Annotated in this window: 21 protein-coding genes; 9 read left to right on the plus strand and 12 right to left on the minus strand. The window is 72.0% G+C overall.

From position 1 onward, the window contains the following. Positions 1–27: 27 nt before the first annotated feature. The 5 genes from JT1_RS11915 to JT1_RS11935 all read right to left on the minus strand — a co-directional run bounded on the left by JT1_RS11915 (position 28) and on the right by JT1_RS11935 (position 4,583). Positions 28–1,311 (minus strand): MFS transporter, encoded by a 1,284-nt coding sequence (locus tag JT1_RS11915; protein WP_068326672.1) that lies wholly within the window; start codon positions 1,309–1,311, stop codon positions 28–30. Continuing rightward, entirely contained in the window at positions 1,308–1,745 is a 438-nt protein-coding gene (locus JT1_RS11920) for a MarR family winged helix-turn-helix transcriptional regulator (RefSeq protein WP_255218319.1), read from the minus strand. The genes JT1_RS11915 and JT1_RS11920 overlap by 4 nt, the downstream gene beginning before the upstream one ends. A gap of 165 nt (positions 1,746–1,910) precedes the next feature. After that, the gene (locus JT1_RS11925) at positions 1,911–3,401 is read right to left on the minus strand and encodes an NCS2 family permease (protein WP_068326675.1); all 1,491 of its coding nucleotides are present in this window, start codon (positions 3,399–3,401) and stop codon (positions 1,911–1,913) included. Between the two features lie 11 nt (positions 3,402–3,412). Then, positions 3,413–4,186 (minus strand): DUF3027 domain-containing protein, encoded by a 774-nt coding sequence (locus JT1_RS11930; RefSeq protein WP_068326679.1) that lies wholly within the window; start codon positions 4,184–4,186, stop codon positions 3,413–3,415. A 1-nt stretch (position 4,187) separates the two neighbouring features. Further along, the gene (locus tag JT1_RS11935) at positions 4,188–4,583 is read right to left on the minus strand and encodes a cold-shock protein (protein ID WP_068326682.1); all 396 of its coding nucleotides are present in this window, start codon (positions 4,581–4,583) and stop codon (positions 4,188–4,190) included. A gap of 123 nt (positions 4,584–4,706) precedes the next feature. Between JT1_RS11935 and JT1_RS11940 the strand changes: the two genes are divergently transcribed. Beyond that, positions 4,707–6,020, plus strand: coding sequence for an MFS transporter (locus tag JT1_RS11940; RefSeq protein WP_068326685.1), 1,314 nt, complete (start codon positions 4,707–4,709; stop codon positions 6,018–6,020). A 15-nt stretch (positions 6,021–6,035) separates the two neighbouring features. Beyond that, positions 6,036–8,237, plus strand: coding sequence for a helicase-associated domain-containing protein (locus JT1_RS11945; protein WP_169701974.1), 2,202 nt, complete (start codon positions 6,036–6,038; stop codon positions 8,235–8,237). A gap of 13 nt (positions 8,238–8,250) precedes the next feature. Here the strand turns inward: JT1_RS11945 and JT1_RS11950 are convergent, their stop codons facing one another. Further along, on the minus strand, positions 8,251–9,189 hold the full coding sequence (locus JT1_RS11950) for a hydroxymethylglutaryl-CoA lyase (protein ID WP_068329140.1): 939 nt from the start codon (positions 9,187–9,189) through the stop codon (positions 8,251–8,253). 70 nt (positions 9,190–9,259) lie between these two features. On the opposite strand from JT1_RS11950, the gene JT1_RS11955 reads away from it, so the two are divergent. Then, complete coding sequence (locus JT1_RS11955) at positions 9,260–9,715, plus strand: hypothetical protein (protein ID WP_068326690.1); 456 nt, start codon at positions 9,260–9,262, stop codon at positions 9,713–9,715. Continuing rightward, on the plus strand, positions 9,712–11,346 hold the full coding sequence (locus tag JT1_RS11960; protein WP_068326693.1) for a DNA repair helicase XPB: 1,635 nt from the start codon (positions 9,712–9,714) through the stop codon (positions 11,344–11,346). The genes JT1_RS11955 and JT1_RS11960 overlap by 4 nt, the downstream gene beginning before the upstream one ends. A 21-nt stretch (positions 11,347–11,367) precedes the next feature. Here the strand turns inward: JT1_RS11960 and ehuA are convergent, their stop codons facing one another. Genes ehuA through ehuB form a run of 4 tightly spaced genes read right to left on the minus strand, consistent with a single transcriptional unit; the run spans position 11,368 to position 14,420 of the window. Then, positions 11,368–12,183 carry an ectoine/hydroxyectoine ABC transporter ATP-binding protein EhuA gene (gene ehuA / locus JT1_RS11965; protein ID WP_303621116.1) on the minus strand — a complete coding sequence of 272 codons (816 nt, stop codon included), beginning with the start codon at positions 12,181–12,183 and terminating at the stop codon, positions 11,368–11,370. Beyond that, complete coding sequence (locus JT1_RS11970) at positions 12,167–12,835, minus strand: amino acid ABC transporter permease (protein ID WP_169701975.1); 669 nt, start codon at positions 12,833–12,835, stop codon at positions 12,167–12,169. Before JT1_RS11970 ends, ehuA begins: the two co-directional genes overlap by 17 nt. Further along, the gene (gene ehuC, locus JT1_RS11975) at positions 12,835–13,536 is read right to left on the minus strand and encodes an ectoine/hydroxyectoine ABC transporter permease subunit EhuC (RefSeq protein WP_068326699.1); all 702 of its coding nucleotides are present in this window, start codon (positions 13,534–13,536) and stop codon (positions 12,835–12,837) included. Before ehuC ends, JT1_RS11970 begins: the two co-directional genes overlap by 1 nt. Continuing rightward, a complete protein-coding gene (gene ehuB / locus JT1_RS11980) occupies positions 13,533–14,420 on the minus strand; it encodes an ectoine/hydroxyectoine ABC transporter substrate-binding protein EhuB (RefSeq protein ID WP_218005599.1) in 888 nt (295 codons plus the stop codon). Before ehuB ends, ehuC begins: the two co-directional genes overlap by 4 nt. Before the next feature lie 197 nt (positions 14,421–14,617). Here ehuB and JT1_RS11985 point away from each other — a divergent pair, with 197 nt between their 5' ends. The 5 genes from JT1_RS11985 to JT1_RS12005 all read left to right on the plus strand — a co-directional run bounded on the left by JT1_RS11985 (position 14,618) and on the right by JT1_RS12005 (position 20,762). After that, a complete protein-coding gene (locus JT1_RS11985) occupies positions 14,618–15,334 on the plus strand; it encodes a response regulator transcription factor (RefSeq protein WP_068326705.1) in 717 nt (238 codons plus the stop codon). Between the two features lie 2 nt (positions 15,335–15,336). Beyond that, on the plus strand, positions 15,337–16,812 hold the full coding sequence (locus JT1_RS11990; protein WP_245634798.1) for a sensor histidine kinase: 1,476 nt from the start codon (positions 15,337–15,339) through the stop codon (positions 16,810–16,812). 172 nt (positions 16,813–16,984) lie between these two features. Beyond that, on the plus strand, positions 16,985–18,250 hold the full coding sequence (locus tag JT1_RS11995) for a S1C family serine protease (protein WP_245634797.1): 1,266 nt from the start codon (positions 16,985–16,987) through the stop codon (positions 18,248–18,250). Positions 18,251–18,499: 249 nt separating this feature from the next. Further along, entirely contained in the window at positions 18,500–20,419 is a 1,920-nt protein-coding gene (locus tag JT1_RS12000; protein ID WP_169701976.1) for a DUF2339 domain-containing protein, read from the plus strand. Between the two features lie 46 nt (positions 20,420–20,465). Then, positions 20,466–20,762, plus strand: a complete 297-nt coding sequence (locus JT1_RS12005; protein ID WP_068326711.1) for a WXG100 family type VII secretion target — start codon at positions 20,466–20,468, stop codon at positions 20,760–20,762. 78 nt (positions 20,763–20,840) lie between these two features. On the opposite strand, the gene JT1_RS12010 is transcribed toward JT1_RS12005, so the two are convergent. Together JT1_RS12010 and JT1_RS12015 are read right to left on the minus strand one after the other, a co-directional pair. Continuing rightward, a complete protein-coding gene (locus JT1_RS12010) occupies positions 20,841–23,375 on the minus strand; it encodes an ABC transporter permease (protein WP_068326714.1) in 2,535 nt (844 codons plus the stop codon). Beyond that, positions 23,375–24,118: an ABC transporter ATP-binding protein gene (locus tag JT1_RS12015; protein ID WP_068326717.1), complete on the minus strand. Its 744-nt coding sequence runs from the start codon at positions 24,116–24,118 to the stop codon at positions 23,375–23,377. The genes JT1_RS12010 and JT1_RS12015 overlap by 1 nt, the downstream gene beginning before the upstream one ends. Positions 24,119–24,222 lie beyond the last annotated feature (104 nt).

Below are 24,222 nucleotides of genomic sequence, written 5' to 3' on the forward strand. Positions count from 1 at the left end.
AGGTCATCGTGCGGCGGAAGCGGGGGGTCACTGGGCGGCCTGCGGGATGTCGTGGGTGGGTGCGGAGGAGACCCGGACCCTCGGGCGGCGTTGGCTGGAGTACGTCACCTCCACATTCTCGTGCCGAGCCAGCCAGATCGACACACCGACCAGGGTGATGGCCATCGCGATCGCCCCGATGCCGATCGTCCACCGCGGCCCGAGGACGTCCCCGACCCAGCCGATGATCGGGGCGCCGAGGGGCGTGCCGCCGAAGAAGATGGCCATGTAGAGGGCCATGACCCGACCGCGCATCACCGGGTCGGTGCGCATCTGGACCATCGCGTTGGCCGTCGTCATCGCCGTGAGCGCGGTCAGGCCGCAGGCGGCCAGCGCGATCGCGAAGGTCACGTAGGTCGGCGCCAGCGCGGCGCCCGTCGCGGCGAAGGTGAAGCCGACCATCGAGGTGAGCAGCACCCGCAACCGCGGCTCGCTGCGGCGGGCGGCCATGAGCGCGGCGCTCAGCGAGCCGACCGCCATGATCGAGCCGAGCAGGCCGTAGTCCTGCGCCCCGCGGTCGAAGACCTTGGTCGCCATGAGCGCGATGGTGATCTGGAAGTTCATGCCGAAGGTGCCGAGCATGAAGATCAGCACCATGACGAGGACGATGTCGGGCCGCCCGCGCACGTAACGCAGGCCCTCGAGCGCCGAGCCGCGCCCGGTCGCGCGCGGTGCCGGCGTCAGCTCGCTCGCCCGCATGAGCAGCAGCGCGATGATCACGGAGACGAAGGTCAGGCTGTTGGCGAGCAGCGCCTCCCCCGAGCCGACCCAGGCGATGACGAGGCCGGCGACGGCCGGGCCGATGAGCCGGCCGAGGTTGAAGGACGCGGAGTTGAGCGCCACGGCATTGGCCAGCCGCTCCCGCGGGACCATCTCGGCGACGAAGGTCTGTCGGGCCGGGTTGTCGAAGGCGGTCGCGACGCCCGTGAGCAGCGCCAGGCCGTAGAAGTGCCACAGCTGCGCGCTGCCGGTCACGACGAGCACACCGCCGACGAGCGCGCTCAGGCCGAGGAGGGTCTGCGTCAGCAGCAGCAGGACGCGCTTGGGGTAGCGGTCGGCGACCGCGCCGGTCCACGGAGCGAGGAGCAGCATCGGCAGGAACTGCAGTCCCGTGACGATGCCGAGCGCGCTCGCGGAGTGGTCGGTCAGCTCGGTGAGCACGACCCAGTCCTGGGCGACGCGACCCATCCACGTGCCGACGTTGGAGACGAGCCCGCCCGTCGCGTAGATGCGGTAGTTGCGGATCGAGAGGGAGGCGAAGGTCGGGCTCAACGGGCCGCGATCCTGCCGAGGATCTCGGCGGCGACCTCGAGGGCCTGTCGCTCCTCGCGGGTCAGCTCGGCCACCCGCTCGGACATCCAGCGGTCCCGGCGCCGACGGGTGCGGGCGAGGGTCTCGCGGCCCTCGGCGGTGAGCTCGATGAGCACCCGGCGCCCGTCCTGGGGGTCGTCATGGCGCTCGACGAGGCCGTCGTCGACGAGGCAGCCGACGGTGCGCGTCATGCTCGGGGCGGAGACCTTCTCGACGTCCGCGAGCGCGCGAGGGGTGAGCGGGCCGCCCTCGAGCCGGGCCAGCACGGAGAAGTGGTGCGGCGCGACCTCGTCGGTGCTCTCGAAGCGGATCCGGCGGCTGATGCGCATGCATGCCAGGCGCAGGTCCTCGCTGAGCGAGCCCACTCCCTTCGCCCTCGTGGTCGTCTGGGTCACGGGTCTCCCTTCGTCTCGCAACAAGTTAGCACAACTCATTACCCGTGCTAACTACCTCGACGACGTCTGCATTCCCCTAGGGCAATGCGCACCTGAACCCGCATTGCCCTAGGGGAATGCGGGTTCAGGTGCGGGTCGGACCCCGCGGAGGACGAAGGGGGGAGGTCAGCCGACCCCGAGCATCCCCTTGATCGGGTCGATCGCGAAGTAGAGGACGAAGAGCGCGGCCACGAGCCACATGAGCGGGTGGATCGCCGCGGCCCGGCCACGGACGGCCTTGATGAAGACGTAGGTGACGAACCCGGCGCCGATGCCCGCGGTGATCGAGTAGGTGAACGGCATGAGGATGATCGTGAGGAAGGCCGGGATCGCGATCTCCAGGTCGTCCCAGTCGATCTCCTTGACCTGCTGCATCATCAGGAAGCCGACGAGCACGAGCGCCGGGGTGGCGGCCTCGTACGGGACGACCGAGACGAGCGGCGACAGGAAGGTCGCGAGCAGGAAGAGCACGCCGGTCACGACCGAGGCCAGGCCCGTGCGCGCCCCCTCGCCCACGCCGGAGGCGGACTCGATGTAGCTCGTGTTGGAGCTGACCGACGCGGCACCACCGGCGGCGGCGGCGAGGGAGTCGACGATGAGGATGCGCTGCGAGTTGGGCGGGTTGCCCTCCTCGTCGAGCAGGTGGCCCTCGGCACCGACGGCGACCATCGTGCCCATCGTGTCGAAGAAGTCCGCGAGCAGGATCGTGAAGACGAGCAGCATCGCCGAGACGATGCCGATCTTCTCGAAGGACCCGAGCAGGCTGAAGTCACCGAGCAGGCCGAAGTCGGGCGCCGCGACGAGCGAGCCCGGGATGGTCGGGACGTTGAGGCCCCACCCGGTCGGGTTGACCAGCTCGCCCTTGCTGTTGGTCTGCGAGCCGATGTCGAAGACCGCCTCGACGACGATCGCGAGGACCGTCGTGCCGAGGATGCCGTAGAGGATCGCGCCCTTCACCCCGCGCACGTGGAGCGTGACGATGATGAAGAGGCCGATGACGAAGACGAGCAGCGGCCAGCCGGCGAGGAAGCCGCCGACGCCCAGCTCACCGAGGGGACCGCCGGCGGCCTTGCGCACGAAGCCGGCGTCGACGAGACCGACGATGGTGATGAAGAGGCCGATGCCGACCGAGATCGCGGTCTTCAGCTGCGGCGGCACGGCGTGCAGCACCGCCTTGCGGAACCCGGTGAGGACGAGCAGCAGGATGATCAGACCCTCGAGGACGACCAGGCCCATCGCGTCGGCCCACGTCATCTCCGGCAGCTTGGCGATGCCGAAGGCGACGAAGGCGTTGAGCCCCAGACCCGCCGCGAGCGCCAGCGGGTAGTTGGCGACGACGCCCATGAGGAGCGTCATCACGCCGGCGACGAGCGCCGTGGCGGCCGCGACCATCGGGAGGTTGGGTGCGTCACCCCCGCCGAGGAAGCCACCCGTCGAGTCGGCCTGGGTGCCGATGATCAGCGGGTTGAGGACGACGATGTAGGCCATCGTGAAGAAGGTCGCGAACCCGCCGCGGACCTCCTGCGCGACCGTCGAACCTCGTTCGTGGATCTTGAAGTACCGCTCGATCGCGGAGGCCTCCACCGGAGGCGCAGCAGGGGTGGTCATGGGCGCCATCGTATGGCGCCTCAGAGGGTCTCGAGGACCTCGTCGTCGAGGATGGGGGTCCCGACCTTTTCCGGCTCGGGGGCGCCCATGTCGATCTCGGAGTGCGCACCGCAGCCGTGGTCGCGGCTCACGACGCCGCCGTCGCTCGGGCTCCACTCGTTGGCGCAGACGCCGAAGACGCGGCGCAGCTCGCCGGCCATCGGGAGGAAGTAGCCGCAGCTCTCGCACGCCGCGGGGGCCTTGACCGCCACCTCGGCCGTCGGGCCGTGCGCGCCGTCGTACCAGCGCTGGGCGGCGGTGTCCCGGCCCTCGGCGGAGAGCACGCGGGGACGGCCGAGCCCGAGCTCCCACAGCGCGACGGCGTCGACGTCCTCCTCGCCGGTCGCCTCGAAGCCGGCCACGAGGTTGGGGTCGTCGTCGATCCTGGGGGTGACGTCGCCGGGGCCGACGTCACCGGGCGCGAGGCGCTCGGCCCAGGGCAGCCACTCGGGCGAGAGGACGGCGTCGTCGCCCGGGAGCAGCTGGGACTCGCAGACCGTCGCGCTCTTGGAGCGCGGCGCGCGGGTGACGGTGACGGCCCAGGCCCAGCCGCCGTAGCCGGGCAGGGTCGCGGCGAACCAGTGGGTGCCGAGGCGCTCGGCGTCAAGGGTGAAGCCGACGTGCTCGCCGACGCCCTCCCCCTTCGTCGCCTCGAGCAGCTCGCGGCGCGCGGGCTCGACGGCCGCAGCCAGGACGGCGTCGGCCTTGGGCCGAGCCTTGGCCCGGGTACGGGGCTGCGTGGCACTCTCGGTCATGTCAGCCCTCCAGGTCGTCGGCGATGCGACGCAGGACCTGGGCGACCTTGGCGCCGTGGCCCCTGTCGGGGTATCGGCCGCGGCGCAGGGCGTTGCCCACGTCGTCGAGGAGCTTGATGACGTCCTCGACGATCGCGGCCATGTCCTCGGCCGGCTTGCGGTCGCGCTGGCGGATGTTGGAGCTGACGCTCGGCGGGGCGTCGAGGACCTTGACGGACAGCGCCTGGGCGCCGCGGCGGCCCTCGACGATGCCGTAGTCGACACGGGTGCCGCCCTTGAGGGTCGTCAGACCCTCGGGCAGGGCGTTGGCGTGCAGGAAGATGTCCTCGCCGTCGTCCCCGAAGATGAAGCCGAAGCCCTTCTCCGCGTCGTACCACTTGACCTTGCCAGTGGGCACCGTGCACCTCTTGCTCGTCCTGCGTCTGGATGGGCGCACGGATGTGCGCCAACCGCAAGGCTAACGCGTGGGAGCCGAAATCCGGTGGTCGGCTGTCGGTGGCCGGGGGCAGGATGTCCCCTCGTGACCGCGCTGCCCAAGGACGTCCCCACCTCCGAGATCGGCAACGGCCTTCCCGGCTTCTGGCGGGCGCTGCCGCGCGAAGGGAGGTTCCTCCTCTCCACGGTCGCCCTCCAGCACCTCGGGCGGGGCATGACGCTGCCCTTCACGGTCATCTACCTGCACGAGGTGCGCCATGTCGCCCTCGACACGGCGGGTTCGATCATGGCGCTGCTCGCCCTCGTCGCGGCGCTGGCGGCCGCGCCCATGGGCAGCCTCACCGACCGCCTCGGCGCGAGGTGGATGCTCATCGTCGCGGGCGTCTGCCAGAGCCTCGGGGCGATCGCGATGGCCTTCGCCGTCACCGTCCCCGTCGCCGTCCTGGGCGCGGCCCTCATGGGGCTGTCGGCGAGCATCGGCTGGTCCGCCGCCAACACCTTCATCTCCGCGCTCGTGCGGGGACCGCTGCGGCAGCGGTACTTCGGCGTCAACTTCGCGCTGCTCAACCTCGGCATCGGCGTCGGCGGTCTCGTCGCCGGGGCCTTCGTCGACGTCACGCGGCCGGTGACCTTCGAGGCGATCTTCCTGGTCGACGCGGTGCTCGTCCTCATCCCGGGAGCCTGGCTGCTCGGCCCCCTGCGCCACGTGCACGCGCGGGCCGAGGCGCCCGACGACGACGGCCCGCGGCCCAGCTACGCCACGGTCCTGCGGCTGCCGGGCATGCGCTGGGTGCTCCTGCTCGCGGTCGTCTCGAGCTTCGTCGGCTACGGGCAGCTCGAGGCGGGCATCCCGGCCTTCGCGCGCACCGTCTCGCAGGTCGGCACCGAGACGATCGGCGTCCTCTTCGCCGCCAACACGGCCGTCATCGTGCTCCTGCAGTTCTGGGTGCTGCACCGCATCGAGGGCCACCGCCGCACCCGCGTCGGCCTCATCATGCTCGTCATCTGGCTCGGCGCGTGGGGCGCGATGGGCCTGAGCGGGCTGCTGCCGGGCACGCTCGCGGCCGCCGTCCTCGTCGTCCTCTTCGGCGCGCTCTTCGGCCTCGGCGAGACCCTCCTCCAGCCGACCCTGCCGGCGATCACCAACGACATGGCACCCGACCACCTGCGGGGTCGGGTCAACGCGGCGCAGTCGACGGCCTTCATGACCGGCGGCGTGCTCGGCCCGCTCGCCGCGGGCTTCCTGCTCGACCGCGACCTCGGCGGCGCCTTCATCGGGACCATCGTCGCCGGCCTCGTGCTCACCGGCTGGGTCATGCTGCGGCTCGAACGGCTCATCAGCCCCGAGGTCAACGGCGTGGCCCGGACGGCCTCGCCGACCGGGTCGTCCGTCGGCTGAACTACCGTTGTGTCGGTGCGCTCCCTCGCCGAGGACATCCGCCACCGCTCCGACGAGGAGCTCGTGGCCCTGCTGGAGCTGCGCCCGGACCTGGCCCGGCCGCAGCCGGCCGACCTGACGGCACTGGCCGCCCGGGCGAGCACCCGTGCCAGCACCGCCCGCGCCGTCGACCACCTCGACCTGCCGCACCTCACCGCGCTCCAGGCCTGCGCCCTCACCGGCAGCACCGACCCGGCGGTCGTCGCCCCCCTCCTGGGCACGGACGAAGGGGGCGCCGCCCCCCTCCTCGAGGACCTCACCGTCGCCGCCCTCCTCTGGCGTTCTCCGGACGGACCGGTCCTCGCCCGGACCGTCACCGACGTCCTCGGCCCGCACCCCGCGGGGCTCGGCCCGACGTCGCAGGACCTGGGCCACGCCCTGCCGGACGACCTCGAGGAGGCGGTCTGCTCCCTTCGCCCGGAGCCGCGACGCGTCCTCGAGCGCATCGCCCAGCACGGACCCACCGCGGCCCGGCCGAGCGACCCCGAGGGGCGCACCGGCCTCGCCGTGGCCGACCTGGTCGACGCCGGGCTCGTCGCCCCGGCCGACGCCGACCACGTCGTCGTGCCGCGCGAGGTCGCCCTGCACGTGCGCGGCGGACGCCTCCTCCAGACCCCGCTGACCGGACCCGAGATCGCCGCGCGCACGGCCGACGCCGGCGACGTGGACCTCGCCGCCGCGGCCTCTGCGACCGAGGCGCTCGCCCTCGTCGACGAGCTGCTCGACCACATCGAGGCCGCCCGCCCCCGGGTGCTGCGCAGCGGGGGTCTCGCGGTGCGCGACCTGCGCTCCCTCGCCGGCAAGGTCGACGTCGACGAGCCGAGCGCGACCTTCCTGCTCGACCTCGCGCTCGGCGCCCACCTCATCTGCGACGACCAGGCGGCGGAGCCGACGTGGCGGCTCACGACCGCCGTCGAGGACTGGCGCTCGCACACCCCCGCCGAGCGCTGGACCTCCCTCGCCGGGCCGTGGCTGCACTCCCTGCGCGCCGGCGTCGTGCCCGCGCCCGACGACGGGGGCCGCGTCAACGCCCTCTCCGAGGGGATGGTCTGGCCGCCTGTCCGCGCCCTGCGCCACGACCTGCTCGAGATCCTCGCCGCACTGCCGCCCGGGACCGCGCCCACCCCGACCGAGCTGGTCGCGCTGCTGCGCCACCGCCGGCCGCGGCGCATGCCGCACCTGGCCGACGAGGTCGTCGCCGGGCTCGTGAGGGAGTGCGAGGCCCTCGGGATCACCGGCCGCGGCGCGCTCGGCTCCTTCGGCCGGCTCCTGGGTACCGACGAGGCCGCCGCGACCCGGGCACTCGCCGCCCTCGTGCCCGAGCCCGTCGACCGGCTCCTCCTCCAGGCCGACCTCACCGCGATCGTCCCGGGCACCCCCGTCCCCGAGCTCGCCACGCTCCTGCGGCGCAGCGCGGTGCTCGAGTCGCGCGGGGGCGCGGGCGTCCACCGGTTCACCGAGACCTCGCTGCGCGCGGCCTTCGACGCCGGGTTGACCGCCGACGACCTGCTCGAGACGCTCGCGCGGTTCAGCGCGACCCCGGTCCCGCAGCCGCTCGACTACCTCGTGCGCGACGTGGCCCGGCGCCACGGGCAGCTGCGGGTCGGCACCGCGGGCAGCTACCTGCGCAGCGACGACCCGACCCACCTCGAGACCCTGCTGACCCACCGCGACCTCACCCACCTGCAGCTGCGCCAGCTCGCCCCGACCGTCCTCGTCTCGCCCGTGGGGCCGACGGTGCTGCTCGAGGCGCTGCGTGAGGTCGGCGCCTCACCCGCCCTCGAGGGCGTGGGCGGCGTCGTCTCGGTCCGGCCGCCCGGCCAGCGGATCACGCCGCGGCGCGAGCGCCCGGTCGTCGAGGTCGCCCCCGAGCCCTCGCCCGACGTCGTGCGCCGGCTGCGCGAGGGGGAGGTCCGCGCCGAGCACCAGCGCCGCGTCGACGACGACGGCGCGCCGACGATCCCTGCGCTCGACCCGGCGAGCAGCTCGGCGCTCCTGCGCGAGGCCGTCGCCGACCGGGCAGCCGTCTGGCTCGGCATCGCCGACGCGACCGGCGCGACCAGGCGGATGCTCTTCCGCCCCACCGCCGTCGAGGGCGGCAGGGTGATCGGCGAGGTCGACTCGACGCTGCAGATGTTCTCCCTGCACCGGATCACCGGGGTCGTCGCCCCGGGGTGAGGATCCCCCTTCGTCAGGCGCCCGTCAGGGCCTTGACCACCCGCGACGGCGAGGGCCTGCCGAGCTGCTCGGCCATCCACACGCTCGTCGACACGAGGGCGTCGAGGTCGACGCCCGTCTCGACACCGGCCCCGTCGAGCATCCACACGAGGTCCTCGGTCGCGAGGTTGCCGGTCGCCGACTTCGCGTAGGGGCAGCCGCCGAGACCGCCCGTGGACGCGTCGACGACGGTGACGCCGGCGCGCAGCGCGGTCAGCGTGTTGGCGAGCGCCTGGCCGTAGGTGTCGTGGAAGTGCACGCCGACCCGGTCCGTCCCGATGCCGCGCCGGTCGAGCTCCGCGAGCAGCGCCTCGACGTGCCCGGCGGTGCCGGTGCCGATGGTGTCGCCGACCGAGAGCTGGTCACAACCGAGGTCCATGAGCTCGGCGCAGGCGTCGGCGACCTGCGCCACCGGCACCGGGCCCTCCCACGGGTCCCCGAAGCACATCGAGACGTACGCGCGGACCCAGAGCCCGGCGTCCTGCGCCCGCTGCACGACCGGCGCGAACATCTCGACCGACTCCGCGCGCGAGCGCCCGAGGTTCTTCTGCGCGAAGGTCTCCGTCGCGCTCCCGAAGATCGCCACGGCACCGACCCCGGCCTCGAGCGCGCGGTCAAGACCTCGCTCGTTGGGCACGAGCACGGGACGAAGGGGGCCCCGCCCGGCCTCACCGAGCTGGTCCAGCAGCTCGGTCGCATCGGCGAGCTGCGGCACCCAGCGGGGGGAGACGAAGGAGGTGGTCTCGACCGTCTCGAGGCCGGCGGCGACGAGGCGGCGGACGAACTCGGCCTTGACCTCGGTGGGGACGCTCGCCTTCTCGTTCTGCAACCCGTCACGGGCCCCGACCTCGTAGATCGTCACCCGCTCGGGCAGGCCCGTCATCGGCTCGGTCTGCGGCAGTGCACGACTCATGAGGACCATGCTCCCATCACGTACCGTGGTGCCGGGCCCGGGACACCACGGGTCAGGGAGGACACCACAGATGAGCCAGGACCCGTACCCGTCGCAGCGGCCCGACCCGCGGGGCACGGACCCCTACGTGTCCGACCCGTACGTGCGCGACGACGAGCCCGCTCGACCGCCGGCGTACGAGCCCGGCGCCCGGCCGCCGGCCCCGATGCCGCCCGCCCCGATGGGGCCGGGCCCGTTCGCGCCGCCGCCCTACGGTCATCTGCCCCCGCCGGCCCCGGTCAACGTCTCGGCGATCGTCCTCGTCGTCTTCTCCGGCATGGCCATGGCGTCCGGGTACTGCTGCGTCGCCGGCATCCCGGCGCTCATCCTCGGCATCCTCGGCCTGACGAAGAACGCCACCGACCCCGAGGGCGCGCGGCGTCTGACCAACATCGGCTGGATCACCTTCGGCGCGCTCATGCTGCTGACGGTCCTGGCGGTCGTCGGGTTCTTCGTCGTCGTCGTCGCGGCCGGGAGCTCGACGTGAGCCTCGACGGCGCGCTCATCGTCCAGAGCGACAAGACGCTGCTGCTCGAGGTCGACCACGAGCGCTCGGCGGACGCGCGGCGGGCCATCGCCCCCTTCGCCGAGCTCGAGCGCGCCCCGGAGCACATCCACACCTACCGGATCACCCCGCTCGGCCTGTGGAACGCCCGGGCCGCCGGCCACGACGCCGAGCAGGTCGTCGACGCCCTCGTCACCCACTCGCGCTACCCCGTCCCGCAGGCCCTGCTCGTCGACATCGCCGAGACGATGGACCGCTACGGCCGGCTCGTGCTGGAGAAGGACGGGGAACAGCTCGTGCTGCGCGCCACCGACCGCGCCGTGCTCACCGAGGTCATGCGGCACAAGAAGATCAAGCCCCTCCTCGGCGAGCTGCTCTCCCCCGACGAGGTCGTCGTCCACCCCTCCGAGCGCGGCACCCTCAAGCAGGAGCTGCTCAAGGTCGGCTGGCCCGCCGAGGACCGTGCCGGGTACGTCGACGGCGAGGCCCACCCGATCGACCTGACGCAGGACGGGTGGGAGCTGCGGCCCTACCAGCAGCAGGCCGTCGACGGGTTCTGGGACGGTGGGTCGGGCGTCGTCGTGCTCCCGTGCGGGGCCGGCAAGACGCTCGTCGGCGCCGGCGCGATGGCCGCCGCCAAGGCGACGACGCTCATCCTCGTGACCAACACGGTGAGCGCGCGGCAGTGGAAGGACGAGCTCCTCGAGCGGACCACGCTCACCGAGGACGAGATCGGCGAGTACTCCGGTGCGCGCAAGGAGATCCGCCCGGTGACCATCGCGACGTACCAGGTCCTCACGCTCAAGAGGAAGGGCGTCTACCCGCACCTCGACCTGCTCGACGCGCGCGACTGGGGCCTCGTCGTCTACGACGAGGTGCACCTGCTGCCCGCGCCGATCTTCCGCATGACCGCCGACCTGCAGGCCCGCCGGCGCCTGGGCCTCACCGCGACCCTGGTGCGCGAGGACGGCCGCGAGGCCGACGTCTTCTCGCTCATCGGGCCCAAGCGGTTCGACGCGCCGTGGAAGGACATCGAGGCGCAGGGCTACATCGCCCCGGCCGACTGCGTCGAGGTGCGCGTGACCCTCTCCGACGCCGAGCGGATGACGTACGCGATCGCCGAGCCCGACGACCGCTACCGGCTCGCGTCCTGCTCACCGGTCAAGCTCGGGATCGTCCGCACGATCGTCGACCAGCACCGGGGCGAGCCCACGCTCGTCATCGGCCAGTACCTCGACCAGCTCCACGAGCTCGCCGAGCAGCTCGACGCCGACCTCATCACCGGGGAGACCCCCGTGAAGCAGCGTCAGGAGCTCTTCGCCGACTTCCGCGAAGGGAGGTCGAGCCTGCTCGTCGTGTCCAAGGTGGCCAACTTCTCCGTCGACCTGCCCGAGGCGAGCGTCGCGATCCAGGTGAGCGGGACCTTCGGCTCCCGCCAGGAGGAGGCCCAGCGCCTCGGTCGGGTCCTGCGGCCGAAGGGGGACGGCCGCACGGCGCACTTCTACACCGTCGTCACCCGCGACACCGTCGACGCGGAGTTCGCCTCCCACCGGCAGCGTTTCCTCGCCGAGCAGGGGTACGCCTACCGGATCCTCGACGCCGACGATCTCTAGGCCGCTCGGACCTCCCCGGGGTCAGAGGATCGAGTCGAGGAACTTCCGGGTCCGTTCGTGCGAGGGGTTGCCGAGGATCTGGTCCGGGGTCCCCTGCTCGAGCACCTGGCCCCGGTCGAACATCATCACCTTGTGCGAGACGTCGCGGGCGAACTTCATCTCGTGCGTGACGATGAGCATCGAGATGTCGGTCGAGTCGGCGACATCGCGCAGCACCTGCAGCACGTCACCCACGAGCTCGGGGTCGAGCGCGGACGTGACCTCGTCGAGCAGCAGGATCTTGGGGTCCATCGCGAGCGCGCGGGCGATCGCGACGCGCTGCTTCTGACCACCGGAGAGGCGGCTCGGGTGCTCCTCGGCGCGGTCCTTCAGCCCCACCTGGTCGAGCAGGGCGAGCCCGCGCTCACGCGCCTCGTCCTTGCTGCGCCCGAGCACGTGCACGGGCGCCTCGGTCACGTTGTCGATGACCGACATGTTGGGGAAGAGGTTGAAGTGCTGGAAGACCATGCCGATCTTCTTGCGGGTCGCGGCGACCTCCTTCTCCCGCAACCGGATCCGCTTGCCGTCCCGCTTGTCGTGGGTGAGCGGTCGGCCGTCGATCCAGATGTAGCCGCCGGTGAGCTCCTCGAGCGTCATGACGAGCCGCAGGATCGTCGTCTTGCCCGACCCGCTCGGCCCGATGAGCGTGACGCGTTCACCCTGGGCGACGTCGAAGCTGAGCCCGGAGAGGACCGTGGTGTCCCCGAAGGACTTGTCGACGTCCTCGAAGCGGATGACCGGTGGCGTCGGGGACGAAGGGGAGGCCCCCGCGGTCGTCGTGTCAGTAGACAAGTGCACGCTCCAGTCTGCGGACGGCGACGGCCGTGACGAGGCTCGCCGCGAGGAAGATGAGGCCGGCGATGGTGAAGGCCTCGTTGTAGCGGAAGGTGTTGTTGCCGTACTGCTGGGCCACGGTGACCATCTCGAGCACGGTGATCGCGAAGAGGAAGGGCGTGTCCTTGAACATCGAGATCGCCCAGTTCCCGAGGGCCGGCAACGTCGCCCGTAGCGCCTGCGGCAGGACGACGGCCCGCCAGGTGCGGCCCTGGGGCAGGCTGAGCGCACGCGCCGCCTCCCACTGGCCGCGGTCGACCGAGGCGATGCCGGCGATGTACGACTCGGCCATGTACGTCGCGTAGTGCACGCCGATGACCGCGGTGCCCACCCACATGAGGTCCCAGCTGACCGGCACGAGGAAGCTCGCGAAGAGCAGCTGGACGATGAGGGGGGTCATCCGGATGACGTCCATGACCCAGCGCAGCAGCGCCGACAGCGCCCGCGGCAGGACCTCGGTGATCACGGCGAGCAGCAGCCCGAGCGAGGCGGCGATGGCCGTGCCCAGCACGGTGACGAGCAGGGTGACCTTGACGAAGACGGAGAGCAGCTCCGGCAGCAGCTCGGCGGCGGCCTCCCAGCTCCAGAACTCCTCGAAGGTGATCGCGGGCATCATCAGATGCTCACCCCCGCTGTCGCGTGCGTGCCCCGGACGGGCATGCCGAGCCGGCGGCGCGCGCGCTTCTCGAGCTGCCTCAGGCCCTGCGAGAGCACGAGCGCGATGAGGTAGTAGGCGAGCAGGCCGACGCTGTAGGCGAAGATCGTCGCCCCCGTGCTGCTGCGCAGCTCCTCGACCTCGTAGGTGAGGTCCTGCAGCCCGATGAAGAGCGCGACCGCCGTGCCCTTGACGAGCATGATCAGCAGGTTGTTGTACCCGGAGAGCATGAGCGCCCAGGCCTGCGGCCAGATGATCCGCCGCATCCGCGTCAGCGGCGACATGTTGAGGGCGGTGGCGCCCTCCCACTGGCCCTTGTCGACCGCGTTGATCGAGCCGCGCACGATCTCGGCGCCGTAGGCACCGTAGTTGAGCCCGAGGGCGATGACGCCGGTGAGGACCGCGTCCCAGCTCACGCCGAAGAGCGGCATGACGTAGTACAGCCAGAAGAGCTGCACGACGAGGGAGGTCCCGCGGAAGAACTCGACGACGACCGTGGAGAGCCACCGCACGGGCGCGACCCGGCTGATCGACAGCAGCCCGAGCAGGACGGAGACGAGGAAGGCGACGAGCGCCCCGCCGAGGGTGAGCTGGAGCGTGACGAGCACGCCCTCGCCCAACCGCGGCAGGGCATCCCGCAGCGCGTCGAGGTTCTCGGTCACTTCGCGTCGGGCAGCTCGCCCGCGCAGAGCTGCTCGGTGGTCAGGTCACCCTTGGGGCGCTCGGCGTCGGTGAAGCCGAACTCGCCGATGACCTCCTCGTAGGACGCCTTGTCCTTGGTGATCTTGGCGAGCTCCTTGTTGTAGGCGTCGCGCAGCGTCTCGTCCTCCTTGCGGAAGACGGTCGCGCCGGCGCCGACCTGCTCCTTGCCGTCGACGACAGCGACGAAGGGCTCGGTCACCTCGACCTTGGCGTCCGGGCTCTTCTCCGCCATCGCGCGAAGGGAGATCCCCGTCAGCGCGAAGACGTCACCGCGGCCGCGGGTCACCGCGTCCATGCCGTCCTGCGGGCTGCCGACCTCGGTCGCCTTGATCCCCAGGGACTTGGCGTAGTCGGACTCGATCGCGCCGGACATCGTGACGAGCTTGGCGCCCGACTCCTTGACGTCGTCGAGGTCCTTGAGGTTCTTGGGGTTGCCCTCGGGGACCATGAGCGCGGTCGTGTAGAGGATCTCCGGGTCACCGAAGGAGGCCTGCTTGCACCGATCCGGCAGGATCGACATGCCCGCGGAGATGACGTCGAAGCGTCCGGCGTTCAGGCCGGGGATGAGCGAGCCCCACTCGGTCTTGACGCCCTTGACCTCGTTGATCCCCATCTCCTTGAAGATCTTCTTGTGCAGCGCGATCGTGGCGCCGGTGAGCTCGCCGTCCTTCTCGTAGGAGTAGGGCTCCTCGCCGGCGAAGGCGACGGTGACGCTGCCCTTCTCCTTGAGCTGGGCGAGCTTGTCCCCCGACCCCTCGCTGTCGGAGTCTGAGCTCCCGCAGGCCGCGAGGACCAGGGCGAGCATGAATGCGGCGGATCCGGCCAGGGTGCGAGAGTGACGCACGACTACCTCCCCCTCGGAGGGTCTTCCCCAGGGCGCTCCCGGTCCGCCGAGTCCCTCCACCCGACCAAATCGAGGGGCGAAGGGGGGCGCTAGAGCCCGCGCGGACCCCCTTCGTTGTGAGTCCGTGACCTGCCGAGGACACCTCGCCCCAGAGATCTCCCAGCCAACGCCCAGACACCGGGCGCACACTCGATCCGGTGAGCACCTCAGCCATCTCCCCGGACGAGAGCCCCTGCCTCCTCGTGGTCGAGGACGAGCCCAACATCCGCGAGCTCCTCGCCACGTCGCTGCGCTTCGCGGGCTTCGAGGTCCAGGTCGCCGGCGACGGGCAGGCCGCGCTCGACGCCGTGCACCGCCTCGAGCCCGACCTCATCGTCCTCGACGTCATGCTGCCCGACATCGACGGCTTCGAGGTCGCCGCCAAGCTGCGGGCCGCCGAGCGCCGTCAGCCGATCCTCTTCCTCACCGCCCGCGACTCCCTCGACGACAAGCTCAAGGGCCTCACGGTCGGGGGCGACGACTACGTGACCAAGCCCTTCTCGCTCGAGGAGGTCATCGCCCGCATCCGCGTCATCCTGCGGCGGACCCAGGATGTGCCGAGCGCCGAGTCGGTGCTGCGCTTCGCCGACCTCGAGCTCGACGACGAGGGCCACGAGGTGCGCCGCGCGGGCCGGTCGATCGACGTCTCGCCGACCGAGTTCAAGCTGCTGCGCTACCTGATGCTCAACCCCAACCGGGTGCTGTCCAAGGCGCAGATCCTCGACCACGTCTGGGACTACGACTTCCGCGGCGAGATGGGGATCGTCGAGTCCTACATCTCCTACCTGCGGCGCAAGATCGACACCGACGGCCTGCCACCGCTCATCCACACCAAGCGCGGCTTCGGCTACGTGCTGCGACTTCCGCCGGAGTGAGCGTGGAGCGGGTCACCGCGCCCCTGGTGCGCAAGCTCGAGGCGATGCCGCTCACGTGGCGGCTCATCGTCATCCTGCTGACCCTGCTGATGACCGGCCTCCTGGCGACCTCCCTCACGACCGCCTACCTCCTGCAGCGAGACCTCAAGGCCAATGTCGACGACCAGCTCCGGGCCGTCGCCGAGCCGGTCGCCGAGGACACCTCCGGTCTCCTGACCCAGGGCGAGGAGGACACGAGCTTCTACCGGCGCGACATGCGCTCGGGGCCGACCAACTTCTTCTTCGTCCGCCAGCCCGCCGACGGCTCCCCGTGGCAGTACCGCCTGCCGACCGGTGAGACGACCCAGCCCGATGTACCGTCGCTCGCCCTGGACGACCCTCGGGTGCGGACCCGCCAGCCCTTCACCGTCACCTCGGCCGACGGCCGGACCCGCTGGCGCTTCATCGCCGGCCCCTACACCGACGGCTCGACCTTCGCCGTCGGCATGCCGATGACCGGGGTCAACGAGGTCATCCAGCGCTTCGCCGTCGTCACCGCGGTCGTCGGCCTCGCGGCCCTCGTCACCTGCGGGCTGCTCGGCTGGTTCGCGACGCGCCGGGCCTTCCGCCCCCTTCGTCGCATCGAGGACACCGCCGCCGCGATCGCCGCGGGCGACCTGGCCCGACGGGTACCCGTGCGGCACAGCCACGACGAGGTGGCCAGCCTCAGCGAGTCGCTCAACTCGATGCTCGGCCAGATCGAGCGCAGCTTCGCCGTGCAGGAGGCCTCCGAGACCAAGATGCGCCAGTTCGTCGCCGACGCCAGCCACGAGCTGCGCACCCCGCTCGCCACCGTGCGCGGGTACGCCGAGCTCTACCGGCAGGGCGCCGTCCAGGGGCCTGCCCAGACGAGCCAGGCCCTGGAGCGCATCGAGGGCGAGGCCTCGCGCATGACCGGCCTCGTCGACGACCTGCTGCTCCTCGCCCGCCTCGACGACCAGCGACCGCTCGAGCTCGCCGAGGTCGATCTCGTCGTCCTGTGCGCCGAGACCGTGCACGACGCCCGTGCCCGCGCGCCGCACCGCCGCATCCAGCTCGTCGGCCTCGACGGCGAGCTCACCCCGGTGATGCTGCGTGGTGACGACGGCCGGCTGCGCCAGGTGCTCAGCAACCTCATCGGCAACGCGCTCATGCACACCGCCGACCACGTCCTCGTCGAGGTGCGCACGGGTCAGGTCGGCGACCGTGCCGTCATCGAGGTGCGCGACCACGGGGCCGGCATCGACCCGCGCGTCGCAGAGCGCGTCTTCGAGCGCTTCTTCCGCGTCGACAAGGCGCGCTCGCGCGCCCGGGGCGGCAGCGGCCTCGGGCTGGCGATCGTGGCCGCGATCGTCTCCCAGCACCACGGCTCGGTGACGGTCCTGGAGACCCCCGGCGGCGGCGCGACCTTCCGCGTCGAGCTGCCGGCCGGCGCTCCGGTCCGCCCCGCCCGCGTCTGACCCCCTTCGACCCCGCATTCCCCTAGGGCAATGCAGACGAACGGTCGCGCAAGGCCGCATTGCCCTAGGGCAATGCAGACGAACGGTCGCACAGGAACCCCACAGGTGGGGCCAAGGGTCGTCCGAAGTCCGCGCGCGAGAGTGAGGGCACCGCTTCGGACAAGGAGACCTGATGAGCCAGCCCACCGCGCCGCTGCCGCCGCACCAGCCGCGACAGGACGGCCCCACGCCGACCACCCCGTACACGACGGCACTCGCCGCACCCCCTCCGCCCCGCCTGCCGCGGCACGGGGGGCGCCGGTTCGGTGAGCTGGCCGCTGTCGGCCTCCTGTCCGCGGCACTCGCCACCGGTGGCACGTGGGGGGCCATCAGCCTCGCCGACACCGGCCCGGCCACGGTCGCGACCGCGTCCGACACGGCCTCGAGCGGGGCGGACGTCGTCCCGGTGAGCAGCGCCGCGAAGACCAACCCGGACTGGAACGCGGTGACGGCGGCCGTCTCTCCGAGCGTCGTGTCCATCACGGTGCAGGGCAACGGGGCCGGCGGAGAAGGCTCCGGCGTGGTGATCGACACCAAGGGCCACGTGCTGACCAACCACCACGTCGTGAGCGGCGCCGGCGACAACCCCCAGATCACGGTGACGCTCGCCGACGGCAAGACCTACGAGGCGACGATCGCGGGTGAGGACGCCTCCACCGACCTCGCCGTGGTGACGCTCACCGACCCACCCGAGGGCCTCACGCCGATCACCGTCGGCTCGTCCGACCAGCTGCAGGTCGGCGACCCCGTCATGGCGATCGGCAACCCCCTCGGTCTCTCCGGCACCGTGACCACGGGCATCGTGAGCGCGCTCAACCGTCCCGTGACGACGAGCTCGAGCGAGGGCCAGGGCCAGTCGCCCTTCGGGCAGCCGCAGGGCGCGCCGGTCGTGACCTCCGCGATCCAGACCTCGGCCGCGGTCAACCCGGGCAACTCCGGAGGGGCGCTCGTCGACGCTGCCGGCCGGCTCGTCGGGATCAACTCCTCCATCGCCAGCCTCGGTGGCTCCGGCGGGCAGTCCGGCAGCATCGGCATCGGCTTCGCCATCCCCGTCGACGAGGCGAGCTGGATCGCCCAGCAGCTCATCGAGGACGGCTCGGCCCAGCACGCCTTCCTCGGGGTCACCCCGAGCGACGGCACCGCGACCCAGGGGGCCGCGAGCCGGTCGGGCGCGAAGGTCGAGTCCGTCTCCGGCGGTAGCCCCGCCGCCGAGGCGGGCCTGCGCGAGGGCGACCTCATCGTCGCCGTCGACAAGGCGCCGGTCTCCTCGGCCGAGTCCCTCGTCGGGCTCGTCCATGCGCACAAGATCGACACCACCGTCGACCTCGCCGTCATCCGCGACGGCAAGGAGCTGTCGATCACGGCGACCCTGGGCACCGCGCCCACCACGACCTCCTGAGGGACCGCTCCTCGCTCAGGCGACTCACAGGTCGATGCCAGCGGCGTCCAAGCCGGGTGTCGCAGGATGGTCGCAGGAGCACAGGAGAGGGAAGCAACGCGTGCACGATCGTCTCCTCCCCCGACACCGGCACCGACTTCCTCTGGCTCCCACAGGGGTGCTACCCCCGCCTTCGGGTGTGGCGTCTGAAGGCGGCGCTGAGTAGCCGAACTCATGCCCCCGGTGTGCCGACAACGGCACACTGGGGGCATGAGCATGTCAGGAGACCCGGTCCTCGAGAGGGTGCGCGCGATCGAGGACGACTTCGCGGACGCGATGTCGCGCATGTACGGAGTCGGCAACGAGCTGGCCCGCCTCCGCGCCCACCTCGCGACCGAGGCCACGCCCGAGCACCGGGCCCCCACGGCGGCCCCCTCCGTCCCGGTCGTCGAGGTCGGTGACGAGCTCCCGGCCGCGTCGGCCACCCCGCACGACCTGCCCGCGCAGACCGCCCCCGTGCCGGGGCTCGTGACGCCGCCGCCGGCGTCCCATGCTCCCGCCGCAGCCGCTGCTCCCCCCGCACCCGCCGTCCCGCTGCCGCCTACGATCCCGTGGTGGCAGCGCGACGGGCTCGTCGCCAAGCTGCTCGCCGTCGTCGGTGCCGCCATCACCCTCATCGGCGTCGCCTTCCTGCTCGCCCTGGCCATCCAGATGGGGTACTTCGGCCCGGTCGCCCGCGTCGTCAGCGGCGCGCTCCTCGCGGGCGCGCTCGTCGGGGCCGCGGTGCTCGTGCGCCGTCGCCCGGCCGGGACCGTCGGTGCGCTCGGTCTCGCCTCCACCGGCATCGCGACGGCCTACCTCGACGTCCTCGCGGTCACCTACGTCTACGCGTGGGTACCGCTCGCCGTCGGCATGGTGCTCGCCGGCCTGATCGCGCTCGGCGGCGTCCTCCTGGCCCGGGCGTGGGACAGCCAGCTGCTCGCGACGATCGCCGTGCTCGGCGTGGCCCTCATGGCACCTTTCGTCGGCATCGACCACGGCCTGCTGACCGGCGCCTTCCTCCTCGTGCTCACCGCGGCCACCTGGCCGGCGCACATCGGCCGCCGCTGGCACGTGCTCGAGGCGGCGCGCATCGTCCCGACCGCGCTCTTCCTCTCGGTGCTCGCCGTGGCCGCGGAGCGGGCCGGCCTCGCGGCCCTGCTGGCGGTGCTCCTGGCCCTGCTCGTCGTCGGCAGCACCCTCGCCGGGGCCCGCACCGCGCGGCTGCCCGACCAGCTCGGCGTCCTGCTGCCCGTCGGCATCGCGCCCGCCGTCTTCGCCGGCCTCGCCGCCGACGACCGGTGGGTCGGCGCCGGCCTGCTCGTCGTCGCCACCTGCCTGCTCGTGCTCGTCGCCGTGCTGGCCGACCAGACCCCCGGCACACCGATCCACCTGCGCCTGCAGGAGATCGCCCTCGCGACCGCCGGCGTCACCTCGCTCCTCACGGCGCTGCGGCCCGTGACGAGCGGCGAGTGGGCCGTCCTCGCGATCGTCGGCACCGCCCTCGTCTGGGCCGTGACCGCTCTGGTCTCCCGGCACGTCGCGACGCTCGTCGTCGCGTCCTGCCTCGCGGCCCTCGCCACGATCGCCGGCCTGAGCCTGCTCCCCTTCGTCGTCCTGCGGGGCGAGGCCGGCTTCATCGGCGGCGCCCAGCTGGCCTCGGCGATCGGCCTCGTCGCGCTCCACCTCGTGCTCGCCCGGGCCCTGACCGGCCGCGCGCCGGCACTCGAGCCGGCGCTGCCCCGCGCGCTCGTCGCGATCGCGGTGCTGAGCGCCGGGGCCGCCGTCGTCCTCGGTGGGGCCCTCCTCGGCAGCGCCGTGGACGATGCCCGCGGCGGGTTCACGGCCGGCCAGACCGGTGCCACCGTGCTCTGGATGGCGATCGCCGCGACCCTGCTGCTGCGGGGCCTGCGCGGCTCCGCCGTCGCGGTGCCCGCCGGGCTGGCCCTCGCCGCGCTGGCGGTCGGCAAGCTGCTCTTCTTCGACCTGTCCTTCCTGAGCGGCATCCCGCGGGTGCTGAGCTTCATCGTCGCGGGGCTGCTGCTCCTCGGGATGGGCGTCGGCTACGCGCAGGCCCTCGAGCGGACCCGTCGCGAGCAGCCGGCTGTGGATAACCCGCCGGTCCCGAGCCCGATCCCTCCTACCGTCTGAGGAGGACCGGGCCACTCGGGCCCGGCCACCAGCGAAGGGGACCAGCATGGCCACGTTCACCGTCAACACCGAGCAGGTCGCGAGCAGCTCCACCGACGTCGCCCGCATCAGCGAGGACGTCGAGACGACCGTCGCGAGCATGATGAGCCGCCTCATCTCGCTCCAGGACGAGTGGCAGGGTGACGCCTCCACGTCCTTCCAGGACCTCATCAACGACTGGCGGGCCACGCAGCGCACCGTCAAGGAGAGCCTCGACGAGATCAGCCGCGCCCTCGGTGAGGCGAGCGAGTCGTACTCCACGACCGAGACGGGGGTCAAGGGGATGATGCGCCCCGGTCGGTGAGCCCGGCGCACGGCGAAGGGGGGCGGTGACCGCCGCGGTCACCGCCCCCCTTCGACCTCGGGTCACTCCCCCACCTCGTCACTCCGTGGAGATCGCCTGCAGCACGTCCATCCGGGCCGCCCGGCGGGCCGGCAGCAGCGCCGCCAGCACCCCGACGACGCCGGCCGCGACGACGAAGCCGATGAGCGAGACCCACGGGATCGCGAGCTCGGTGATGCCGTCGTCGACGAGCGCCCGCTGGATCGCGACCCCCGAGACGACCCCGAGCCCGATGCCGAGCAGTGCTCCCAGGAGCGCGATCGTCACCGACTCCAGGCGGATCATCCGGCGCAGCTGCGCCCGGGAGAGACCCACCGCCCGCAGCAGGCCGATCTCGCGCGTGCGCTCCATGACCGACAGGCCGAGCGTGTTGACGATACCGAGGACGGCGATGACGATCGCCAGGCCCAGCAGGGCGTAGATGAGGAAGAGGAGCCGGTTGATCAGGCCCCGCTGTTCGTCGGCGTAACCCTCCTGGTCCTTGAGCGTGACGAGCGGCTGCTCGGCGATGACGCCGTTGATCGCCTCCTCGACCCTCGTCTTGTCGGCGCCCTCGTCCAGGAGGATGAAGGCCGAGTTGTCGGTGCCCCGCGACCCCATGCCCTCCACGGTCTCGGTCGAGAGCAGGACCTCGGGGTTCTGCAGTGCCGGGATCTCGTCGTAGAAGCCGGCCACCTGCAGCTCCCGGGTCTGGGTGCCGATCTTCACCGTCACCGTGTCACCGACCGAGCGGCCACCCTCATGATCCGTCGAGAGCAGGATCGTCTCCCGGGTGAGGTCGGCGCTCCCCTGCGTCGTCTCGATCGGCTCCACCTGGGCGAAGCTCTTCGGCTCGATCGCGACCGCGTAGATCTGGCCGCCGTCGACGTCGGCGCTGACGAAGCGCACCGGGGAGACCTCACGCACCCCGTCGACCTGCGCGACCTGGTCGGCGACGGTCGCCGAGAAGGGCTGCCCGACCGCATTGCTCAGCACGAAGTCCGCGCGGAAGGAGTCCTTGATCTGCCGGTCGATGCTCGCGGTGGTGCTCGAGGCGACCACGCCCATCAGGGCGACGAGGGTCATGCCGATCATCAGCGCGGACGCCGTGGCCGCGGTACGACCGGGGTTGCGCACGGCGTTCTGCTCGGCCATGTGGCCGACGCTGCCGAAGGCCCTGCGGAAGACCATGCCGAGCCCCGAGATGACCGGTCGCCCGACGAGCGCCGCGAGGAAGGCGACGCCGAGGACCATCCCGAAGATGCCCCCGCCGATCCACCAGATCTCCCGGGTGTCGGCGACGAAGAGCCCGATGAGGAAGGCCGCGACGCCGAGCGCGAGCACGCCGACCTCGAGCACGCGCCGGACCGGGCGGCGCACCGTGTTGGTGTCCATCGACTCCCGCATCGCCGCCACCGGCGGCACCGACCCGGCCCTGTGGGCCGGGATCCATGCGGCCAGCATCGTCACGATGATGCCGACGGCGAAGGTCGCGATGATCGTGCGTGGCGCGAAGACCAACCCGCTCCCCGACAGGTCGAGACCGAAGACGGCGAAGAGCGCCCGGATGCCCACCGCGAGGAGCACGCCGAGCAGCAGCCCGACGGTCGAGCCGATGACTCCCACGACGAGGGCCTCGACGAGCACGGAGCGCACGACCTGCCGCCGGCTGGCACCGATCGCGCGCAGGAGGGCGAGCTCCCGACCCCGCTGGGCCACCAGGATGCTGAAGGTGTTGACGATGAGGAAGGACCCGACGAAGAGCGCGATCCCGGCGAAGACGAGCAGGAAGGTCGTGATGAAGCCCAGCGCCTGCTCGACGTCGTTGGCCGACTCGTCGGCCAGCGCCCGCCCCGTCCAGCCCTTGTAGCCCTCGGGCACGAGCGGCTGCACCTGGTCGAGCAGCTCCTGCTGGCTGACCCCGTCCTCGGCGGTGACCCACACGGACGAGTACTCGTCCTTGCCGTCCATGAACAGCTCTTGCATGGTCGCGGTGTCGAAGACGGAGATCGAGGCGCCGGCCATGCCCCCTTCGCCGAAGGTCATCGAGCCGACGACCTCGGCCTCCAGGCGCGGGGTCGCGCCGGTGGTGACGAAGGGGACCGTGTCCCCGACCGCGTACCCGGCCCGCTCCAGGGTCTTGGTGTCGACGACGACCTCGCCCGTCCGCTCGGGTGCGCGCCCCTCCACCAGCGAGATCGGCTGCACGCCGAGCTGGTTGGGGGCATCGTTGTAGTTGAAGGCGAGGGCGGGGGCGCCCTGCCCGCCGACGACCTTGCCGTTGTCCCCGACGACGAAGACCCCGAAGGCATCGACGCTGCCGTCGGCACGGTCCGCGCCGGGCAGGTCGGCGAGCTTCGCGACCCTGGCCGCGGTGATCGCGCCGCCCCCCGACCCGCCGTACTCGTCGGTCTGCTCGGCCTGGACGACGACATCGCCGACGGTGCCGTCGAGGATCCCGTCGAAGGTGCGGCCGAGGGTGTCGGTGAAGATCAGCGACCCGGCGACGAAGGCCGTGCCGAGGATGATCGCCGTCGCGCTCATCAGCAGGCGCGCCTTGCGCGCCAGCAGGCTCGTGAAGGTCGCGCGCAGCATCAGCGGGCCCCCGCAGCCGTGAGCGCGACCATGCGCTCGAGGACGGTCTCGCGCTCGGGCTCCCACAGCTCGTCGACGATCTTGCCGTCGGCGAGGAAGAGCACCCGGTCGGTGTGGCTGGCGGCGACCGGGTCGTGGGTGACCATGACGATCGTCTGGTCGAACTCGTCGACGCTGCGCCGCAGGAACCCGAGCACCTCCGCGCCCGAGGTCGAGTCGAGGTTGCCGGTGGGCTCGTCGGCGAAGATGATCTCCGGCTTGGACACCAGCGCGCGGGCGCAGGCGACGCGCTGCTGCTGGCCGCCGGAGAGCTCACCGGGCCGGTGGCCGAGGCGGTCGCGCAGCCCGACGGTGTCGATGACGAGGTCGAACCACTGGGGGTCGGCCTTGCGGCCCGCGATGGCGAGCGGCAGGAGGATGTTCTCCTCGGCGGTGAGCGTCGGGATGAGGTTGAAGGCCTGGAAGACGAAGCCGATGCGGTCGCGCCGCAGCCTCGTGAGGTCCTTCTCCCGCAGCCGGGTGATGTCGGTGTCACCGATCATCGCCTGGCCGTCGGTCACCGAGTCGAGCCCGGCGAGGCAGTGCATCAGCGTGGACTTGCCGGAGCCGGAGGGCCCCATGATGGCCGTGAACTGGCGGGCGCCGATGTCGAGGTCGATGCCGTCGAGGGCGGTCACGCTCGCCTCTCCCCGGCCGTACACCTTCGTGATCCTGTGCGTGCTCGCGGCAACCTGTGTGCCCATGTCGTCGTGCTCCCCTGTAGGTCCGTCGTGTCGCCTCAAACCTAGGCTCCTGCGGGGCCCGAGTCATGGGGGTATCCCCCCGTCAGGGCCCTGCGGCGACCACG

The organism is Janibacter terrae NBRC 107853, from assembly GCF_001591405.1.
GTDB classification, from domain to species: domain Bacteria; phylum Actinomycetota; class Actinomycetes; order Actinomycetales; family Dermatophilaceae; genus Janibacter; species Janibacter terrae.

Bases quoted from the DNA above. Each gene is read 5' to 3' on its own strand.
- JT1_RS11925 (WP_068326675.1), bottom strand. From the start codon at position 3,401: ATGGCGCCCATGACCACCCCTGCTGCGCCTCCGGTGGAGGCCTCCGCG.
- JT1_RS11930 (WP_068326679.1), bottom strand. From the start codon at position 4,186: ATGACCGAGAGTGCCACGCAGCCCCGTACCCGGGCCAAGGCTCGGCCC.
- JT1_RS11950 (WP_068329140.1), bottom strand. From the start codon at position 9,189: ATGAGTCGTGCACTGCCGCAGACCGAGCCGATGACGGGCCTGCCCGAG.
- JT1_RS11955 (WP_068326690.1), top strand. From the start codon at position 9,260: ATGAGCCAGGACCCGTACCCGTCGCAGCGGCCCGACCCGCGGGGCACG.
- JT1_RS11970 (WP_169701975.1), bottom strand. From the start codon at position 12,835: ATGATGCCCGCGATCACCTTCGAGGAGTTCTGGAGCTGGGAGGCCGCC.
- JT1_RS11995 (WP_245634797.1), top strand. From the start codon at position 16,985: ATGAGCCAGCCCACCGCGCCGCTGCCGCCGCACCAGCCGCGACAGGAC.
- JT1_RS12000 (WP_169701976.1), top strand. From the start codon at position 18,500: ATGAGCATGTCAGGAGACCCGGTCCTCGAGAGGGTGCGCGCGATCGAG.
- JT1_RS12005 (WP_068326711.1), top strand. From the start codon at position 20,466: ATGGCCACGTTCACCGTCAACACCGAGCAGGTCGCGAGCAGCTCCACC.
- JT1_RS12010 (WP_068326714.1), bottom strand. From the start codon at position 23,375: ATGCTGCGCGCGACCTTCACGAGCCTGCTGGCGCGCAAGGCGCGCCTG.
- JT1_RS12015 (WP_068326717.1), bottom strand. From the start codon at position 24,118: ATGGGCACACAGGTTGCCGCGAGCACGCACAGGATCACGAAGGTGTAC.